15 protein-coding genes are annotated in these 18209 nt (G+C 63.9%); 7 read left to right on the top strand and 8 right to left on the bottom strand.

Annotated elements, in window-relative coordinates:
* Position 1 precedes the first annotated feature (1 nt).
* The 5 genes from AC0L2H_RS26850 to AC0L2H_RS26870 form a co-directional block, all read right to left on the bottom strand.
* Positions 2-1156, bottom strand: coding sequence for an efflux RND transporter periplasmic adaptor subunit (locus AC0L2H_RS26850; protein ID WP_473593065.1), 1155 nt, complete (start codon positions 1154-1156; stop codon positions 2-4).
* A 297-nt stretch (positions 1157-1453) separates the two neighbouring features.
* Positions 1454-2875, bottom strand: a complete 1422-nt coding sequence (locus AC0L2H_RS26855; protein WP_473593066.1) for a coniferyl aldehyde dehydrogenase — start codon at positions 2873-2875, stop codon at positions 1454-1456.
* 99 nt (positions 2876-2974) lie between these two features.
* Complete coding sequence (locus AC0L2H_RS26860; RefSeq protein ID WP_473593067.1) at positions 2975-4105, bottom strand: patatin-like phospholipase family protein; 1131 nt, start codon at positions 4103-4105, stop codon at positions 2975-2977.
* 47 nt (positions 4106-4152) lie between these two features.
* Positions 4153-4935 (bottom strand): 3-hydroxybutyrate dehydrogenase, encoded by a 783-nt coding sequence (locus AC0L2H_RS26865; RefSeq protein ID WP_473593068.1) that lies wholly within the window; start codon positions 4933-4935, stop codon positions 4153-4155.
* Between the two features lie 153 nt (positions 4936-5088).
* Positions 5089-6177, bottom strand: coding sequence for a citrate synthase/methylcitrate synthase (locus tag AC0L2H_RS26870; RefSeq protein WP_473593069.1), 1089 nt, complete (start codon positions 6175-6177; stop codon positions 5089-5091).
* A 101-nt stretch (positions 6178-6278) separates the two neighbouring features.
* On the opposite strand from AC0L2H_RS26870, the gene AC0L2H_RS26875 reads away from it, so the two are divergent.
* A complete protein-coding gene (locus tag AC0L2H_RS26875) occupies positions 6279-7427 on the top strand; it encodes a citrate/2-methylcitrate synthase (RefSeq protein WP_473593070.1) in 1149 nt (382 codons plus the stop codon).
* A 33-nt stretch (positions 7428-7460) separates the two neighbouring features.
* Here the strand turns inward: AC0L2H_RS26875 and phaR are convergent, their stop codons facing one another.
* Complete coding sequence (phaR, locus tag AC0L2H_RS26880) at positions 7461-8072, bottom strand: polyhydroxyalkanoate synthesis repressor PhaR (RefSeq protein WP_107650587.1); 612 nt, start codon at positions 8070-8072, stop codon at positions 7461-7463.
* Between the two features lie 299 nt (positions 8073-8371).
* Between phaR and AC0L2H_RS26885 the strand changes: the two genes are divergently transcribed.
* The 6 genes from AC0L2H_RS26885 to AC0L2H_RS26910 all read left to right on the top strand — a co-directional run bounded on the left by AC0L2H_RS26885 (position 8372) and on the right by AC0L2H_RS26910 (position 16453).
* On the top strand, positions 8372-9556 hold the full coding sequence (locus AC0L2H_RS26885) for an acetyl-CoA C-acetyltransferase (protein ID WP_473593071.1): 1185 nt from the start codon (positions 8372-8374) through the stop codon (positions 9554-9556).
* Between the two features lie 90 nt (positions 9557-9646).
* On the top strand, positions 9647-10369 hold the full coding sequence (phbB, locus tag AC0L2H_RS26890; protein WP_006327806.1) for an acetoacetyl-CoA reductase: 723 nt from the start codon (positions 9647-9649) through the stop codon (positions 10367-10369).
* 873 nt (positions 10370-11242) lie between these two features.
* Positions 11243-14614: a helicase-related protein gene (locus AC0L2H_RS26895; RefSeq protein WP_473593169.1), complete on the top strand. Its 3372-nt coding sequence runs from the start codon at positions 11243-11245 to the stop codon at positions 14612-14614.
* A gap of 14 nt (positions 14615-14628) precedes the next feature.
* Positions 14629-15015 carry an RNA-binding S4 domain-containing protein gene (locus tag AC0L2H_RS26900; protein WP_473593072.1) on the top strand — a complete coding sequence of 129 codons (387 nt, stop codon included), beginning with the start codon at positions 14629-14631 and terminating at the stop codon, positions 15013-15015.
* Positions 15016-15163: 148 nt separating this feature from the next.
* Positions 15164-15502 (top strand): ferredoxin FdxA, encoded by a 339-nt coding sequence (gene fdxA / locus AC0L2H_RS26905; RefSeq protein ID WP_008873823.1) that lies wholly within the window; start codon positions 15164-15166, stop codon positions 15500-15502.
* 369 nt (positions 15503-15871) lie between these two features.
* Entirely contained in the window at positions 15872-16453 is a 582-nt protein-coding gene (locus tag AC0L2H_RS26910) for a CarD family transcriptional regulator (protein ID WP_006327799.1), read from the top strand.
* 78 nt (positions 16454-16531) lie between these two features.
* On the opposite strand, the gene AC0L2H_RS26915 is transcribed toward AC0L2H_RS26910, so the two are convergent.
* Both AC0L2H_RS26915 and AC0L2H_RS26920 read right to left on the bottom strand, forming a co-directional pair.
* Positions 16532-17305 carry an amino acid ABC transporter ATP-binding protein gene (locus AC0L2H_RS26915; RefSeq protein WP_473593073.1) on the bottom strand — a complete coding sequence of 258 codons (774 nt, stop codon included), beginning with the start codon at positions 17303-17305 and terminating at the stop codon, positions 16532-16534.
* Entirely contained in the window at positions 17302-17982 is a 681-nt protein-coding gene (locus AC0L2H_RS26920) for an ABC transporter permease subunit (protein ID WP_473593074.1), read from the bottom strand. The genes AC0L2H_RS26915 and AC0L2H_RS26920 overlap by 4 nt, the downstream gene beginning before the upstream one ends.
* Positions 17983-18209 lie beyond the last annotated feature (227 nt).

Here is an 18209-nt window from a genome sequence, read left to right on the forward strand (position 1 = left end):
ATTACTGCGTCCCGGTCGTCGCTTCGCCCAAGACCTTCTGGATGGTCGCCTGATCGGCTTCGACCGGCTTGACCACTTCGCCTTCCTTCACCAGTTCCTGGCCGGCGACGATGATGCGTGCGTCGGCTGGAATGCCGCCGAGCACCAGGCCGGTCGGTGTGTCGTCGACCAGGTCGATCGGGAAGAACGTGACCTTGTCGTCCTTGTCGACGGCGCGAATGCCGAGATCGCCCTTGTCGCCGAGCGTCACCACCGAGCGGGGCAGCATCACGGCGTCGGTCGGCTGGGCGCTGAGCGCGATCTCGGCCGTCATGCCGGCCGGCACGGAGCCATCGCCATTGGGGATGGCGACCTCGACGCGGAAGGTTCGGGTTGCCGAAGACGCATCCCGGCTGATGTAGCGCACGGTGCCCTTGACGGTCCGGCCACTGACCAGACGCACATCGGCTTCGTCGCCGATCTTGAGATAGCCGAGATCACGTTCGCTGACTTCGCCACGGGCGATCACCGGATCGAGCTTCAGGATGGTCGCCACCTCGCCGCCCTGCATCACCGAACTGCCAAGCTCCACCGGCACTCTGTCGACAACACCATCGAACGGAGCCCTCACCTCATTGCGATCAAGCTGGGCTTGCATGGCTTCCAGCATCGATTGCGCTAAGGTCAGGGTGGAGCGGGCGTTGTCGAGCTGCAGCTTGGGCAGATTGCCGGTTTTCGCCAGCCGCGAGGCCGCATCGAGTTCGGCCTGACGCTGCGCGACAAGCTGCTTGGCATTGTTGAGCGCCGAAAGTTTTTCCTCGGAGGCAAGCATCAACACGAGGTCGCCCGTCTTGACGTGCTGGCCTTGCTTGACCGGCAGCTTGTCGATGATGCCGTCGACCCGGGTCGCCAGCACCGCGCGCTTGTCTGCCTCGGTCAGTCCGGAAATGCGGATGGCGCGCGCATAGGTCCGCCGCGGCGGCGTCACCACGGCGACGGTGCGCAAGGCCGCCTTGGGCTGTTCGGCTTCGGCCCTGGGCTGCTCGACTTCGCCTGCCTTGGGCTTGCTGTCGGCGGCGGCGCTGCCGACCGACGAGAATTGTCCCGTCGCCATCCAGGCGGCGAAGCCGATAAGCACGACAATCGCTGCGAGCTTGTGAAACCTGATTTTCGGCATCGTCGTTTTCCAGTGCGCGGGGTTTGGCCAGATCGTGTCTTCTAACAACTACCGCGTCTTCTAACTCGGACGCGCTGCCGATATGGGTGCGCGCAAGCCCGTGTTCAAATTGCCGTGATCGGCGAGAGGCGCTTCTACATCAAAGTTGCACCGCAATATAGTCAGAAAAGTTGATGGATTAGTGCATCGTAGACCGCGGTGCACTCGCCGCCATCCAGCTCCCGATCGCCTTGCAGGCCGCTTCCTCGCGCTGCAACGCCAGAATGTCAGCAGCCGTCAGCATGATGAAGGAATGCGTCAGGTCATGAGCCCCAGCAACCGCAAGGCCCGCTCGAATGTCCTGCCATAGGGCGGACGCAGAAGGCCGCCCGCGCCCAGCCTGGATTTAATGAAAATCGGCTTTTCCTTGCTGAAGGTGCGAAAACCCCATTCGCCATGGTAGGCGCCCATGCCGCTGGCGCCAACGCCGCCGAATGGCTGGCGCTCCTGTACGAGGTGCAGCATGCAGTCGTTGATTGTAACGCCGCCGGCGACTGTTTCGCGCAGCATCCGTTGGCGATTGCCGCGATCGCGCCCAAACCAGTAGAGTGCCAGCGGACGCTCCGCCCGATTGACATGGTCGATGGCATCATCGATCTCAGCGTATTCGATGATCGGCAGCACCGGCCCGAAAATCTCTTCGCGCATCAGCCGCAGGTCGTTGCTTGCACTCATGACCAGCGTGGGCGCCATCTTGCGATCTCTAGCGCCGAGTTTTTCGCCGGCCGGATCGACCTCGATGACATCGGCGCCATTCTCGCGCGCCTCGGCGATCATGTCGCCGAGACGCCGATGGTGCCGCTCGCTGATGATGGCGGTATAATCGGGATTGTCGCGCAAGGTCGGATAGAGACGTGCCATCGCAGCGGCAAGCTTTGCGGCAACCGTCGCGGCCTGCCCGAGCGGAACCATCAGATAGTCGGGTGCAATGCAGGTCTGGCCAGCGTTGAGCAGTTTGCTGTAGGCGACGCTGGACACGGACGCATCGAGATCGCAGGACACGTCGAAGATGGCCGGCGACTTGCCGCCAAGTTCGAGCGTCACCGGCGTCAGATTGGCGGCCGCTTCCATCGCGACCTGACGGCCAACGGCAGTCGAGCCCGTGAACAGCAGATGGTCGAAAGGCATCGATACGAATGCCTTTCCGACCTCGGCGTCGCCATTCACGACACTCATCTCGTCGGGAGCGAAATGCTCCCCGACCAGCCGATCGAGCAGCGCGGAAAACGTCGGTGTCAGTTCAGAGGGTTTAAGCAGAACGCGATTGCCGGCGGCCAACGCCGCCGTCGCCGGCGCGATGGCGAGCTGGAACGGGTAATTCCAGGGCGACACCACGCCAACCACGCCGACCGGCTGAGGAAGAAGACGGTTGCGCCCCGGCAAGAACGGCAGGCTGGTGGCGACACGGCGTTCGCGCATCCAACCCGGCAGATGCGCAAGCGCATGCCTTATACCCGCACGCACGACGAACAACTCCGCAAGGCGCGTCTCCTGGGCCGACCGGCCGCCAAAATCGGCGTCGATGGCGGCGCAAATCTCGGCCTCGTGCTTTTCGGTGAGCGCCAGCAGACGCTTCAGCCGATCCTTCCGCACACCGAGGCCTGGGAACGGTTGTCCCTTAAATGCCGCTCGCTGCAGTTGGAACCCCGCGTCGAGAGCATCCCGTCTGGCCTGCAACATCGCGCCCTCCCGTTTGTGTAAGGTCACGTTACATCGCACGACGGGACTGAATCCAATACCTCCGCTCCACGGGGGAAGCCATTCGCGCCACCAAACCCCTCAGGCCTGGCGGCGTGCCGCCTCGGGCTTCTTGCGCGCCGCCAGGAATTCCTTGACCCGCCGGCCGGGCGCCGGGCCGCGCACCGGCTTGAAGCCGTCGTCGAGCTCGCCGGAGAGATCGAGCGTCGGCCGTTTGCCGACAGCGTCGTAATGCTCCTCCAGCCAGTCGCTGGCGGCGGTGCGGCCAAGGTCGCGCAGATACGTCAGGAAGGCCCATTCGGCATTGACCTTGGACGAGGCCGACAGGTCCTTGAACGCCTCGTCCGCGTCGATGCGGTGCATGCGGATGTCGCGATATTCGCCATGCGGAAGCCGGCCGGCGGCGATCAGTTCCTTGACGAAGGCGATCGAACGGAATTCGCGCAGCAGCCCGGCGTTGAAGGTGATCTCGTCGATGCGGTTCTGGATTTCGTTGGCGCTCTTCGGCGTGCCTTCACGCACCACCGGATTGATCTGCACCAAAAGCACATCCTCGGTGACGGCCGACTTGAAGAACGGGAACAGCGCAGGATTGCCGCCATAGCCGCCGTCCCAGTAGGGCACGCCCTTGATCTCGACGGCGCGAAACAATTGCGGCAGGCAGGCCGACGCCATCACCGTGTCGAGGTCGATCTCGCCATCGGAAAAGACACGCAATTGCCCGGTCTCGACATTGGTCGCCGAGATGAACAATTCCATCGACTTGCAAGCGCGCACATTGCCGAAATCGATCTCCTGCTCGATGACGTCGCGTAGCGGGTTGAGGCCGAGCGGATTGGCGACATAGGGCGAAAACACACGCGACATCGTGTCGAAGAACAGATAGCCGGGCGTGTTCTCGATCGACCAATTGCCCCAGGCGACGTCCCACGGCATGCGCTGCACCGGGCTGAACCGACCTTTCCGCGCCACCGCGTGCCAGAAACCATCGAGCTTTTGCCGCGCCCCATCGACGCCGCCACGCACGAAACCGTCGGCCAGCGCCACCGCGTTCATGGCGCCAGCACTGGTGCCCGAAACCGCTGCTATATCGAGTCGCCCGTCCTCCAGCAGCCGGTCGAGCACGCCCCAGGAAAAGGCGCCGTGCGAGCCGCCGCCCTGCAGCGCCACATTGATCTTCTTTTTCTCCTCCGCCTTGCCGTTTGTCGTCATGGCGTCGTCCTTGATGTGGTGGCCGGATCTATCGCGCGCACCCGAACTCACTGGGCGGTCCAGCCGCCGTCGACTGAAATATGCGTGCCGTTGATCTGCGCCGCCGCATCGGAACACAGGAATACCGCGGCTGCGGCGACCTGTTCGACCGTGACGAACTCCTTGGTCGGCTGCTTTTCCAGCATGACCTCGCGGATGACGGTCTCGCGATCCATCCTGTTGGCCTTCATCTGGTCGGGAATCTGCGCCTCGACCAGCGGCGTCAGCACATAGCCGGGGCAGATGGCGTTGCAGCTGATTTTTTCGCGTGCAAGTTCGAGCGCCACCGTCTTGGTCAGCCCCATGATGCCGTGCTTGGCCGCGACATAGGCCGATTTGAACGGCGAGGCGACCAGCCCGTGCGCCGAGGCGACGTTGACGATCCGGCCGCCGCCGGCCTGTTTCATGAGCGGAATGGCTGCGGCAATGGTGTGGAAGGCCGACGACAAATTGATGGCGATGATCGCATCCCACTTCTCCACCGGGAATTCCTCCACCGGCGCGACATGCTGGATGCCCGCATTGTTGACGAGGATATCGACCGAGCCGAATGCCTCGGCTGCCTTCTCGACCAAGGCCCGGCATTCGGCCGGCTTCGACATGTCCGCCTTGATGTAGACGGTCTTCACCTTGTGGTGTTTGGCGATCGCATCGGCAATCGCATGGTCGTCCGCCGTATCGGAAAAGGAATTGACGACGATGTTGCAGCCTTGCGCCGCAAGCGCATGGGCAATGGCCAGGCCGATACCCGAAGTGGATCCGGTGACGATGGCGGTTTTTCTGCTGGGCAAGACGGAATCCTCAATGCTGCGCTGACAGGAATATATTGCAGTGCAGCATATATGTCTTGTGCGCCGTGAAACCAGCAGCACATTCGACGCGATGACATGAAATTTTTGTCACGAAGAGCAGTGGTCCGGCCCATGCGATGGGCCGGGAGGGCTTCAGGCAACAAGCTTCGGCACCGGCCCGATATAGCGTGACTGCGGGCGGATGAGGCGCCCGGTCGTCTGCTGCTCGCGCGCATGGGCGATCCAGCCGGCCACGCGCCCAGCGGCAAAGACGTTGGTGAACGCCTCTTTCGGGAAGCCTGCCGCCTCCAGCAGCAACGCGGTATAGAATTCGACATTGGTCTGGAGCGAGCGTGACGGTTTGGCGACCCGAAGCACCTCGAGCGCCGTCTGCTCCACTTTTTCGGCGAATGCCAGACGACGACCGGCTCCGTCCTCGCTGCCGAGTTGCCGAACCACGGCTTTCAGCATGTCGGCGCGCGGATCGCGCACGCGGTAGATGCGGTGGCCAAACCCCATGATGCGCTCGCCGCGCTCGATTTCGGCGCGCAGCCAGCCGGCGGCATTGCCGCTTGCCTCGATCGCGTCCAGCATCTCGATCACCGGACCGGGCGCGCCGCCATGCAGCGGGCCCTTGAGCGCGCCGAGCCCGGCCAATACCGAGGACGTCAGGCCGGCCTGCGTCGACGCCACCACCCGGGTCGCGAAGGTCGATGCATTGAGGCCGTGGTCGCAGACCGTGACCAGATAGGCATCGAGGGCTCTGGCCAGTGTCGGCGACGCTGGAATGCCGGTCAGCATCCGCAGCATGTCAGCGGCGTGATCGGCCTTCGCCTCCGGTGCGATCGGGCTTTCGCCGCGACGCAGGCGCAGCAAGGCCGGTGTCAGCACCGCGGGCGCGGCGATCAGCCGAAGCGCATCGATCAGCCTGTCGCCGTCCGGCATCAGCGCGACGCCGGCCCGCATGCCGCTGTAGATGTCGAGCGAGGCGAGATAGGGCAGCCCGGGTTCAACCTGCTCGAATACCTCGACGCGAGCCTGCCCGAGTGCATCAGCCAATTGTCCGTCATCATGAAGGTCGTCAAAGAAGCCGTCGAGCATCAGGCGAACCACCTGGGAATAGGACCAACGGCCAGCCAGTTCCTGCAGCGAATGGCCTCGGATGGTGAGACGACCGTCAAGGCCGTCAACATCGGAGAGCACTGTTTCCGCCGCGACCACATCATCGAGCCCGTTTGCCATGATTGTCTCCTTGACCGATTTCGCATTGCAGATAATGGTGAGCGACAAATCAATCAATATTGATCAAGTTAATCAATATGACGGACGCCAGGGGGTGGGACATGTCTGAGTGGCTGACGCGGGAAGAGGCCTTGGAAAGGCTCAAGGTGCGGGCGCAGACGCTCTATGCCTATGTCAGCCGCGGGCGCATCGGCGTCAGGCCGGATCGGCTGGACCCGCGCCGCAGCCAGTACCGCGCCGACGATATCGCGGCGCTGGCAACCCGCCGGGCGCGCGGACGAAGCCCCCAGGCGATCGCCGAAAGCGCCATTGCCTGGGGCGAACCGGCGATATCGACGTCGATCTCGACCGTCGAGCATGGCCGCCTGATCTATCGTGGCAAGGATGCGGCGGTGCTTTCCGCCACGGCCACGCTGGAGGAGACGGCAAAGCTGCTCTGGGCCTCCGGCGCCGCCGTATCGTTCACTTTGCCGGGTTCCAATGACAGCCCCGAAACCGGCCGGGCGGCGGCTTTCGCGAGACTGGCCGCGCTGGCCGCTGAAGGCAGGATTTCGCTCGGGCGCAATTCGGCTTCACTGCATGAAGATGGCGCCGGCGCGATCGGCGCCCTGGCCCTGGCGCTGGGTGCGAGGCCGGGCAGCGGCTCCGTGCACCAAAGGTTGGCGCAGGGCTGGGCTGTCGACGCCGCCGGCGCGGATTTGCTCCGCCGTGCGCTGGTCTTGCTGGCCGATCATGAATTGAACGCGTCGACCTTCGCCGCGCGCGTCGCCGCCTCCACCGGCGCGCCGATAGCCGCTTGCCTGCTTGCCGGCCTCGCCACGCTTTCCGGACCCCGCCATGGCGGTGCCGCCGAAGCGCTGATGGGGCTGGTCGAGGATGCGCAGAGGCTGGGGGCGGACGCTGCCATCGAGCGCTGGCTTGGCCATGACAGGCCGCTGCCCGGATTTGGCCATGCGCTCTATCCCGAAGGCGATCCGCGCGCCCAGGCGCTGCTTTTCGGCATCGACGTGGACAGCGGGCTCGTGCGGCTGCGCGATGCCGTTTTCGCGGAAACGGGTATGCGCCCCAACGTCGACTTCGCGCTCGCCGCGCTGACGCGCAGCCTGCATCTGCCGGCCGACGCACCGTTTCGTCTGTTCGCACTTGGCCGCAGCGTCGGCTGGACGGCGCATGCCGTGGAGCAGGTCGTGAGCAACAGCGTGATCAGGCCACGCGCACGCTACGAGGGACCCCTGCCGGAGCTCGCTTGAACATTAAATCTGGCGCGCTTTAGCCGCGGGCAATCACGACATGGTGTCGAGCTTGCGCTGCATGGCGGCGATCTGCTCCTTCAGTTCCTGAAGGTCGTCGGGTTTTTCCGGCGCATCCTTCCTGGCTGGTTCGGCAGGCGCAGTGCCGGGGCCATTCGTGCCGGCTGGCGGGAATGGCGTGAACAGGCGCATGGCGTTCTGGAACATCTCCATGTTGCGTCGCGTCTGCTCTTCCAGCGCCTTGATCGGCGTGGCGATCTTCATCATGTCCAGCGGTGACTTGCCGAGCGCGCCCTTCATCTGCTCGCGGAACCGTTCCTGTTCCTTTGCGAAGGCGATCATCGACTGTTCGAGGAAGCTCGGCACGATCATCTGCATCTGGTCGCCGTAGAAGGCGATCAGTTGCCGCAGGAACGGGATCGGCAGCATGTTCTGCCCATCCTTGTTCTCCAGTTCGAAGATGATCTGGGTCAGCACCGGATGCGTGATGTCGTCCCCGGTTTTGGCGTCCTGGACGGTGAACTCCTCGCCCTTCTTGACCATGTCGGCGAGATCCTCGAGCGTCACATAGGTGCTGGTCCCCGTGTTGTAGAGGCGGCGATTGGCATATTTCTTGATGATGATTGGTTCGTCTTTCGCGGCCATCTGCATCCCTCCCCGGACACCGGCGCACCTGAGTAAGCGGCCGATAACGATTGCGCCTTTTCAAGGATATGCGCAAAAGCGTCACAATTCCAAGCGGTTTGTGCAGTGCGGGATCAATTAATGCTGCATGGCGGGCTGAATATGCTGCGCAGCAACGACGACCCTGTTCCCATGGGCGCGGGCAAACCGCTTGCAGCGCACGGCCGGCATGCCCATTTGCGATTTGACTTGAGTCATGGAACGGGCAAGAAAAGTCCTAACGATACCCAAAACACGCCCCCTGAAGTCTGGAGAAGAACATGTCCGCTGCCAACACCATCGTCGTCGCCAGCGCGGCGCGCACGCCCGTCGGTTCCTTCAACGGCGCCTTCGCCAACACGCCGGCCCATGAACTGGGAGCGGTCGCGGTCAAGGAAGCGCTGGCCCGCGCCGGCGTCGACGGCAAGGAGGTCGACGAGGTCATCCTCGGCCAGATCCTGACGGCGGCGCAAGGCCAGAACCCGGCGCGCCAGGCGGCGATGGCGGCCGGCGTGCCGCAGGAAGCGACCTCCTGGGGCCTCAACCAGCTCTGCGGCTCAGGCCTGCGCGCCATCGCGCTCGGCATGCAGCAGATCGCCATGGGGGATGCAAAGATCATCGTCGCCGGCGGCCAGGAATCGATGTCGATGGCCCCGCACGCGCAGCATCTGCGCAGCGGCGTCAAGATGGGCGACTTCAAGCTGATCGACACCATGATCAAGGACGGCCTGACCGATGCCTTCTACGGCTACCACATGGGCAACACCGCCGAGAACGTCGCCCGCCAGTGGCAACTGACCAGGGACGACCAGGACAAGTTTGCCGTCGGCTCGCAAAACAAGGCCGAGGCAGCGCAAAAGGCCGGCAGGTTCAAGGACGAGATCGTCGCCGTCACCATCAAGGGCAAGAAGGGCGACACGATGGTCGACCAGGACGAATACATCCGCCACGGCTCAACTCTCGAAGCCATGACCAAGCTGAGACCCGCCTTCGACAAGGAAGGCACGGTCACCGCCGGCAATGCCTCCGGCATCAACGACGGCGCCGCCGCCGTGGTGCTGATGACCGAAGCGGAAGCCGCAAAGCGCGGCATCACGCCGCTGGTGCGCATCGTTTCCTGGGCCACCGCCGGCGTCGACCCGCAGATCATGGGCACCGGACCCATCCCCGCCTCGCGCAAGGCGCTGGCCAAGGCCGGCTGGTCGGTCGGCGACCTCGACCTGGTCGAGGCCAACGAGGCCTTCGCCGCGCAGGCCTGCGCCGTCAACAAGGACATGGGCTGGGATCCTTCGATCGTCAACGTCAATGGCGGCGCCATCGCCATCGGCCACCCGGTCGGGGCGTCCGGCGCCCGCATCTTCAACACACTGGTCTACGAGATGCGGCGCAGAAGTGCGAAGAAGGGCCTGGCCACGCTGTGCATCGGCGGCGGCATGGGCGTCGCCATGTGCGTGGAAGCGCTCTAACGATATTGATGGCCGGGCGACGCGAGCCGCCCGGTCTTTCTTCAGTGCATAAAAAGCCCGAAAAACGGGCGTATCAAAAAGGGGAAACGCATGAGCAAGGTTGCAATCGTCACAGGTGGGTCGCGCGGCATCGGCGCGGCTATATCGATCGCGTTGAAGAATGCCGGCTATTCGGTTGCCGCGAATTACGCCGGCAATGACGAAGCGGCGCAGAAATTCAAGGCGGAGACCGGCATCCCCGTCTACAAATGGTCGGTCGCCGACTACGATGCCTGCGCCGCCGGCATCGGCCGGGTCGAGGCCGATCTCGGCCCGGTTTCCGTGCTGGTCAACAATGCCGGCATCACCCGCGACGCCATGTTTCACAAGATGACGCGCGAGCAGTGGAAAGAAGTCCTCGACACCAACCTGTCGGGCGTCTTCAACATGACGCATCCGCTGTGGGGCGGCATGCGCGACCGCAAATTCGGCCGCGTCATCACCATCTCCTCGATCAACGGCCAGAAGGGCCAGACCGGCCAGGTCAACTATTCGGCGTCGAAGGCTGGCGACATCGGCTTCACCAAGGCGCTCGCCCAGGAAGGGGCACGGGCCGGCATCACCGTCAATGTCATCTGCCCCGGCTACATCGCGACCGACATGGTCATGGCCGTACCCGAAAAAGTACGGGAATCGATCATCGCTCAAATCCCCGCGGGCCGCCTCGGCGAGCCGGAAGAGATCGCGCGCTGCGTCGTCTTCCTCGCCTCCGAGGACGCCGGCTTCATCACCGGCTCGACCCTCACCGCCAATGGCGGCCAGTACATCACCTGAGGCTTTGACGGGGAGCGGGCGGGAATGCCCGATCCATTCGCCGCCCCAGCGCTATGCCCTGACCCAATCCGGCACGCAAAGGTTAAGGGCGGCTCAGCCGCGTGTGCAAAACCGGTTCCACAACCTGTGGATTCTCGGTGGAAAACCTGTTCACAACACAACATGTTGGAGTGAACAAAACAGGAATATCGGCCTATCTCTGATTCGTCGCCGTTTCGTTCCGGCTTTGACCGGAACGTTAACGACGAAGCCCGAAACCACAGCCGGAAAAGTTAAGGCGCATTAGGAAACATCAACAATTTCATAATCTTGGAAGAGCCCGATCGGCCCGCCACGATCGTTCACCGGCAAAGGTTAACGACGGCGTTCTGCCTGCATGAATCGGGCCAATTCACCGATTCAGCATGTGGTGCGTAACGCAGCCAGAAAATCCAGATATAGCCGTGAACAAAACCTGAATCCGCGCGAGTCAGTGATTCGTCGCCGATTCGTTCCAGACTCGTTCCAACTGTTAATCAGGACCGGGTGGACGGCACCGAACGAAAGGCTTCGACCCGCCGGCGGAACATTCCAGGCAATCGTGTGAGGGAAGAAATCGTCGGTCGAGCCGAACGGATGGTGATTTCCATTTTTGCGCAGCGAAAATGGCAAGGCCGACCGGCCGTCGGCGTTTATGCGCCGTAAGCCAAGGGCGCGGATGCGCCCGCCCGGCGCTTGAGGGAAAGAAAAAGGAAGGGCAAGCGGGTTTACCCGATTGCCCTGGGAACATTCCGCTTTCGCTTCGCGCGTGAAATCCCTATGTGTGCCCTGTCACACGCGCCACCACTGGCGTGCTCCCCGGCAATGAGCGGCAGAAGCGTTATTTCCGAGCCGATGAACATCCAGCCGAAACACACCGAGCCGCTGATCCTGTCGGGCCGCGACGTGACCGCCGTGCTCGGCCCGACCAACACCGGCAAGACCCATCTCGCCATCGAACGCATGGTGGCGCATGACAGCGGCATCATCGGCCTGCCGCTCAGGCTGCTCGCCCGCGAGGTCTATACGCGCGTCTGCGAGAAGGTCGGCGCCCACAAGGTGGCGCTCATCACCGGCGAGGAGAAGATCCAGCCGGCGGGCGCGAAATACTCGGTCTGCACGGTGGAAGCCATGCCGCGCGAGACCGACGCCGCCTTCGTTGCCATCGACGAGGTCCAGCTTGCCGGCGATCTCGAACGCGGCCACATCTTCACCGACCGCATCCTGCATCTGCGCGGCCGCCAGGAGACGCTGCTGCTGGGTGCGGCCACCATGCACGGCATCCTCCAGCGCCTGCTGAAAGGCGTCTCGGTGGTGACCCGGCCACGGCTGTCGCATCTGGCCTATGCCGGGTCGAAGAAGCTGACCCGTCTGCCCAGGCGCACGGCGATCGTCGCCTTCTCCGCCGACGAGGTCTATGCCATCGCCGAACTGATCCGCCGCCAGCAGGGCGGGGCCGCCGTCGTGCTTGGCGCACTGTCGCCCCGCACCCGCAACGCACAGGTGGCGCTGTTCCAGGCGGGTGATGTCGACTACCTCGTCGCCACCGACGCCATTGGCATGGGGCTCAACCTCGATCTCGACCATGTCGCCTTCGCCCAGAACCGCAAATTCGACGGCTATCAGTACCGCAACCTGACGGCGGCCGAACTTGGCCAGATTGCCGGCCGCGCCGGCCGGCATTTGCGCGACGGCACCTTCGGCGTCACCGGCCAGGTCGATCCGCTGGACGAAGATCTGATCAAGAAGATCGAGGGGCATGAGTTCGATCCGGTGAAGGTGCTGCAATGGCGCACCGCGCGTTTCGATTTCGCCAGCCTGGATGCGCTCAAACGCTCGATCGAGACCAACGCGCCGGTCGAGGGCCTGACGCGCGCGTTGCCGGCAGTCGATGCGCAGGCGCTGGAGCACCTCTCGCGCGACGAGGAGATAAGGGCGCTCGCCACCGATCCCAGGCGCGTGGCGCTGCTGTGGGAAGCCTGCGCGCTTCCCGACTACAGGAAGATCGCCCCGGCCCAGCATGCCGACCTGATCGCCTCGATCTACATGGACCTTGCCAGGCATGGCCATGTCGATGAGAATTACATGGCCGAGCAGGTGCGCCGGGCCGACACGACAGAGGGCGACATCGACACGCTGTCGCACCGGATTGCCCAGATCCGCACCTGGACTTTCGTTTCCAACCGCCCTGGCTGGCTGGCCGATCAGGCACACTGGCGGGAAAAGACGCGCGAAATCGAAGACAGATTGTCGGATGCGCTGCATGAGCGGTTGACGAAACGCTTCGTAGACCGCAGGACTTCCGTCCTCATGCGGCGCCTTAGAGAAAATACCATGCCTGAAGCCGAAATCAGCCCAACCGGAACCGTCCTCGTCGAAGGCCATCATGTCGGCGAATTGCAGGGGTTCCGCTTCACCGCCGACCAGAGCGCCGGCGGCGAGGATGCAAAGGCGGTGCGCACGGCAGCGCAGAAGGCGCTCGCAGCCGAATTCGAGGCACGGGCCGAACGGTTCGGCGCCTGCGCCAACGGCGATATCGCGCTCGGCTCCGACGGCACGCTGCGCTGGATCGGGGCACCGATCGGCACGCTGGTGGCAGGCGACGAGGCATTGAAACCGCGGCTGGTGCTGCTGGCCGACGAGCAGCTCACCGGTCCCGCCCGCGACAAGGTCGCGGCGCGTGCCGAGCGCTTTGTCAATTTCCAGATCGAATCCTTGCTGAAGCCGCTGGTCGACCTCAAGAATGCCGAGCAGATCACCGGTATCGGCCGCGGCATCGCCTTCCAGCTCGTCGAGCATTTCGGCCTCATCAATCGCCGCGACATCGCCGAGGAGATGAAGTCGCTCGACCAGGAGGGTCGTGCCGCACTGCGCCGGCTCGGCGTGCGCTTCGGCGCCTACCATGTGTTCGTGCCGGCCCTGATCAAGCCGGCGCCGGCCGGACTGGTGACGCTGTTGTGGGCGCTGAAGAACGACGGCAAGGACAAGCCGGGCTTCGGCGACGTCGTTCATGCGCTTGCGTCAGGCCGCACCTCGGTGGTCATCGACCCCACTTTCGACAAGACCTTCTACAAGCTTGCCGGCTACCGCAATCTCGGCCGGCGCGCGGTGCGCGTCGACATCCTCGAGCGGCTGGCCGACCTGATCCGTCCGGCAACCAATTGGAAGCCGGGTCTGGGACAGCGCCCAGACGGCGCCTACGACGGCCAATCCTTCATGGTGACGCCGCCGATGATGTCGATCCTCGGCGCCACCGCCGACGACATGGAAGAAATCCTGAAAGGTCTGGGCTACCGGGCCGAACCGAAGCCGGCGGCCGAGGTGAAGGCGCGGCTGGAAGCGCAGGACACTGCCGCGCGCGAGGCTGCTGCAGCAAAGCTGGAAGAGGCCGCACGCGCCGAGCAGGCCAAGGCGGCGGAAGCCGCGGCAACGGACGCAGCCGCGGAGGCGTCGGTCGAAAATTCTGAGCCTGCCGTCGCGGCTGAAACTGCAGCCGACGGCTTGGTGGAGCCTGTCGCCGAAGCCCTGCCTGCCGCGGAAGAGCAGCCCGAAGCTGCATCCGAAATCACGCAAGAGGCTCCGCTCTCTGCAGAAGCCGCTGCCGAGGAGCCTGTTGAACCTGCACCGGCTGACGAGCCAGTGGCCGAAGCCGAACCTGTTGAGGTCGCAGCGGCAGAGCCAACCGAAGCTGAACCCACCACGGAACCCGCGCCAATCGAAGAGCCTGCCGCGATGGCGGAAATTGCCGCCAGCGAGCCCGCCGTGGAAGCCGAGGAGCCGAAACCGATCCTGCTGTGGCGGCAGGGTCGCTTCGACCAGCGCCCCCGCCACCGTCACCACGACAATCGCGCTCGCCCACGCAACGGACAGGCTGCGCAGGGCCGAAGCGATGCGCCGGCAGGCGCCGAAGGCGCGCCCCGGCCGACCCATGAGGGCCGCCGCGACCAGCGCGACGGCGCCGGCAAGCCGCGCTTCGACCGCTCGAAGTTCAAGCCCAGGCCACAAGGCGAAGGCGCGGAACGCCGCGATGGCAAGCCGCAAGGCGACCGTCCCGACCGCCGCGACAACAGGCCTGACTGGAAGGGCGGCCGGCAGGACGCCAAGGGCGGCGCGCCAGGCGGCAAGCCCGCCTTCCAGGCAAAGCCGCGTGAGGAACGCCCGGTGCGCTTCGATCCGGACTCGCCCTTTGCCAAGCTCGCCGCGCTGCGCGACCAGCTGAAGAAATAGCTCAGCCCGGTCCGATGGTTGCTGAAGGCCGCCAGCGCATCGACAAATGGCTGTTCTTTTCGCGTGCGGTGAAATCGCGCTCGCTGGCGGCGAAGCTGGTGGTGGCCGGCCGCGTCCGCATCAATCGCGACAAAGCAGCGCAGGCCTCGGATACGGTCCGGCCCGGCGACGTTCTCACCATCACGCTCGAGCGGCGCATCTTCATCTGGAAGGTGCTTGGCACGGGGACCCGGCGCGGCCCTGCCGACGAAGCGCGCACGCTCTACGAAGACATGTCGCCGCCGCCCGCGCCGAAGGGCGAAGCTGTTCCCGACGCGATTCCGGCACTTCGCGAGGCCGGCAGCGGCCGCCCGACCAAGAAGCAACGCCGGGAAACCGACCGCCTGATCGGCGAAGACTGAGACATTGACGCCCTTTGCTGCACCAGCCCTCTAGAATTCCATTCCGGAAACACCGGCATCATCCGCAATGGCTACCCTTGCAAGCGGTGGGCAAAGACGTTACCTCACCAAAAAAGCCCAGCAAACTGGGGCATTCCGGAGCCGACCGATGACCTATGTCGTGACCGACAATTGCATTAAATGCAAATACATGGACTGCATCGAAGTCTGTCCGGTCGACTGTTTCTACGAAGGCGAGAACATGCTCGTCATTCATCCCGACGAGTGCATCGACTGCGGCGTCTGCGAACCGGAATGCCCGGCCGACGCGATCAAGCCGGACACCGAGCCGGGCCTCGACAAATGGCTGCAGATCAACACCGAATATGCCGAAAAATGGCCCAACATTACGGCCAAGAAAGAGCCTCCGGCGGACGCCAAAACCTTCGATGGCGAGGCAGGAAAGTTCGAGAAATATTTCTCCGCCGAGCCTGGCGAGGGCGATTGACGCAACGCCAACTCGGGTGGAATTACGCGGCGTAATGGCCATGATACATTAACTGCCTTGACAGGCAGCGATTGTGCTCAGCCTTCGCGTATGCAGCAAAACCTTGATTCTTCCGACTTTTTGTGCTACATGAGCGAAACATGCCGGTGACACAACGTCGATTTATGGCGCCAACGCCCCAAATCACTGAAAGGTGAATTTCTCAATCCGGACCAGAGCAATCTGGGGCAGGCGGTCGCAATTATGCGGTTTGCCGGTCCTGGCTTTTCCGGTGAGTTCATCTGTTGTGCGGCTAACGGTCGGTAATCCGACCGCACGAGTTCAGCCGGCGCCGCCATGCCGGCACCACAACAAGGAGTTCACGGCGTAATGGCAACGATCACCCCGCAGAAGAAGTCCACCGCAGCACGTCACGGTTTCAAGACCGGCGAGTACATCGTCTATCCGGCGCATGGCGTCGGCCAGATCGTCTCGATCGACGAGCAGGAAGTTGCGGGCCACAAGCTGGAGCTGTTCGTCATCGATTTCCAGAAAGACAAGATGCGCCTGAAGGTTCCGGTCGCCAAGGCGACCTCCATCGGCATGCGCAAGCTGTCGGAAGAGGATTATGTCGAGCGCGCACTGAAGGTCGTGCAGGGTCGCGCCCGCGTCAAGCGCACCATGTGGTCGCGCCGCGCCCAGGAATATGATGCCAAGATCAATTCCGGCGACCTGATCTCGATCTCGGAAGTGGTGCGCGACCTGTACCGCGCCGACAACCAGCCGGAGCAGTCCTATTCCGAACGCCAGCTCTATGAGGCGGCGCTCGACCGCATGGCGCGCGAGATCGCCGCCGTCAACCGCATGTCGGAAACCGAAGCGGTGCGCCTCATCGAGGTGAACCTCAACAAGGGTCCCAAGCGCGGCGCCAAGGCCGACAACGAGGAAGCCGAGCAGGAAGAAGCTGCCTGAAGCTTTTTCGCTTTTGAGTTCTGAAAACCCGGCCTTGCGCCGGGTTTTTGTTGTGAGGCCGCGGACCGACCGGGAGGCCTACCCCTCGCCGCTGACTTCCTTCTCCGCCTCCTGCTTCAAGGTCGCAATGAACCGCCTGGTCCGTTGCCGCTCCGGATTGCTGAACAGCACGGCCGCCGGCCCCTTCTCGACGATGACACCGGCGTCGAGAAACACCACTTCCTGCGCGATCTTGGAGGCGAGCCTGAGATCATGCGTCGCCATCACCATAGTCGTGCCCTCGGCGGCGAGTTGGCCGAGCACATCGACCACCTCCTGCGCCAGTTCGGGATCAAGCGCCGAGGTCGGCTCGTCGCAGAGCAGCACTTTCGGCGACGGCGCCAGCGCCCGGGCAATCGCCACGCGCTGCTGCTGACCGCCCGAAAGCGTCGCCGGCCAGGCATCGGCTTTGTGCGCCATCCCGACCTTTTCCAGCAGTGCGAGCGCTCGCTCGCGCGCCCGCTCGGTTGACCATTTCAGCACCGTCACCAGCCCTTCCATGACATTCTCGATCGCGGTTCGATGCGGAAACAGCTGGAAATTCTGGAACACCATGCCGGTCTGCAACCGCAGGCGCTGGATGTCCCTCGTGGAGACCTTGATCCCTGGACGGAATTCCAGTGTCTCGTCGCCGATGCGCACCGTGCCCGAGGTCGGGATCTCCAGCAGGTTGATGCAGCGCAAAAGCGTGCTTTTGCCGCCGCCCGAGGGGCCGACAAGGGCGGTGACGCTGCCTTCCTCGATGCTGACGGTCACCCCCTTCAGCACGAGATTGTCGCCAAAGCGCTTCTCGATATCGGTGAGGCCGATCATGACCGCGCCTCCAGGAAACCGCCATAGCGGTTGAGCCGCACCTCCAGCCGCGTCTGCAGCGCCGACAGCACCGAGCTCATGACAAGGTAGAGGATCGCCGCCTCGACATAGAGGATCAGCGGCTCATAGGTGGTGGCGACGATGCGCTGCGCCGCCTGGAACATTTCCGGCACCGTGATGGCGGCGGCCAGCGACGTGTCCTTGACCAGCGAAATGAAGGTGTTGGACAGCGGCGGCACCGCGACGCGGCCGGCTTGCGGAAGAATCGTGCGCCGCATCGCCTGGCTCCAGGTCATGCCGATCGAATAGGCCGCCTCCCACTGCCCCTTCGGCACCGAGCCGATGACGGCGCGGATGATTTCCGACGTATAGGCGCCGATGTTGAGGGTGAAGCCGATCAGCGCCGCTGGAAAGGCGTCGAGCAGGATGCCGACCGAGGGCAGGCCGTAGAAGATCAGGAAGAGCTGCACCAGAAGCGGCGTGCCGCGGAAGATCCAGACATAGAAGCGGACCACGGCGACCAAAGGTTTCGGGCCGAACAGGCGGACGAGTGCCGCGACCAGCCCGACGAACAGGCCGAAGGCGAATGACAGCAGCGTCAACGGCACGGTGAAGATCAGCGCCGCCCACAACAGCGTCGGCAATGAATCCAACATCAATTGCAGCCAGTGCGGCACGGGGGCTCCTCCTGATGCATGTCGCGCAAAAGTGCGCAGCGGTTTTGCGATAACGTGTCGCGTGAAGCCATTCAAACACGACGCGCTTTGGCAAGATTACCCTGCCTATCATGCGAAAAGCGGGGGGGCCGGGCAGAACGCGCGCCCGCCCAAAAAAAAGGGGGGGGCGGGCGGCGCCCCCCCCCCCCGATGGGGTGGTTGGAAAAGGAAGTGGCCAAAAAAATTAT

The organism is Mesorhizobium sp. WSM4871 (genome assembly GCF_055811295.1).

Excerpts from the sequence above, each read along its gene's own strand:
- AC0L2H_RS26850 (WP_473593065.1), bottom strand. The coding sequence starts at position 1,156 with ATGCCGAAAATCAGGTTTCACAAGCTCGCAGCGATTGTCGTGCTTATC.
- AC0L2H_RS26855 (WP_473593066.1), bottom strand. The coding sequence starts at position 2,875 with ATGTTGCAGGCCAGACGGGATGCTCTCGACGCGGGGTTCCAACTGCAG.
- AC0L2H_RS26860 (WP_473593067.1), bottom strand. The coding sequence starts at position 4,105 with ATGACGACAAACGGCAAGGCGGAGGAGAAAAAGAAGATCAATGTGGCG.
- AC0L2H_RS26870 (WP_473593069.1), bottom strand. The coding sequence starts at position 6,177 with ATGGCAAACGGGCTCGATGATGTGGTCGCGGCGGAAACAGTGCTCTCC.
- AC0L2H_RS26875 (WP_473593070.1), top strand. The coding sequence starts at position 6,279 with ATGTCTGAGTGGCTGACGCGGGAAGAGGCCTTGGAAAGGCTCAAGGTG.
- phaR (WP_107650587.1), bottom strand. The coding sequence starts at position 8,072 with ATGGCCGCGAAAGACGAACCAATCATCATCAAGAAATATGCCAATCGC.
- AC0L2H_RS26885 (WP_473593071.1), top strand. The coding sequence starts at position 8,372 with ATGTCCGCTGCCAACACCATCGTCGTCGCCAGCGCGGCGCGCACGCCC.
- phbB (WP_006327806.1), top strand. The coding sequence starts at position 9,647 with ATGAGCAAGGTTGCAATCGTCACAGGTGGGTCGCGCGGCATCGGCGCG.
- AC0L2H_RS26895 (WP_473593169.1), top strand. The coding sequence starts at position 11,243 with ATGAACATCCAGCCGAAACACACCGAGCCGCTGATCCTGTCGGGCCGC.
- AC0L2H_RS26900 (WP_473593072.1), top strand. The coding sequence starts at position 14,629 with ATGGTTGCTGAAGGCCGCCAGCGCATCGACAAATGGCTGTTCTTTTCG.
- fdxA (WP_008873823.1), top strand. The coding sequence starts at position 15,164 with ATGACCTATGTCGTGACCGACAATTGCATTAAATGCAAATACATGGAC.
- AC0L2H_RS26910 (WP_006327799.1), top strand. The coding sequence starts at position 15,872 with ATGGCAACGATCACCCCGCAGAAGAAGTCCACCGCAGCACGTCACGGT.
- AC0L2H_RS26915 (WP_473593073.1), bottom strand. The coding sequence starts at position 17,305 with ATGATCGGCCTCACCGATATCGAGAAGCGCTTTGGCGACAATCTCGTG.